The sequence below is a fragment of the Methanobacterium sp. genome, assembly GCA_030017655.1.
Taxonomy (GTDB): domain Archaea; phylum Methanobacteriota; class Methanobacteria; order Methanobacteriales; family Methanobacteriaceae; genus Methanobacterium_D.
The window spans coordinates 11,767-12,247 of record JASEIM010000036.1; positions in this window are offsets into that span (position 1 = coordinate 11,767).

A 481-nucleotide genomic window follows, 5' to 3' on the forward strand; every position below is an offset into this window, starting at 1 on the left:
TTTAAGTTGTATTGACTCCATACAACTTAAACTTTCCGATTTTTTCACAGGAAAACAAAACTTTGAAACTATTTTAAAAGATAGATTAAATCCTCACAAAAACATTCGAAATGTTAATCAAAAACTGTATCTGCACGAAAACAATCATTTCGAATATATAAACCCTACTTGCCCACATTGCAATTCAAAAAACATTATAAAACAGGAATATCGCGATAGAAAATTGTTAATTAATGATAACAAGCCTTTGAATGTTTATTTGCGAAGATATCTTTGTAAGAGTTGTGGGCGAAAATTCACCACAACTATTAATTCACTTATAAAACCATATAAAAGATATATTAACTTATTTAAATCAAAATTAGAATCTTTTATTAAAAATGGTTATCGTTCGCTTCGTAAAACACAGTTAGACTTCCATAACTTCTTGGGATATTCGCCATCACACCAAACCATACGAAACTGGCTAACCATAAACACT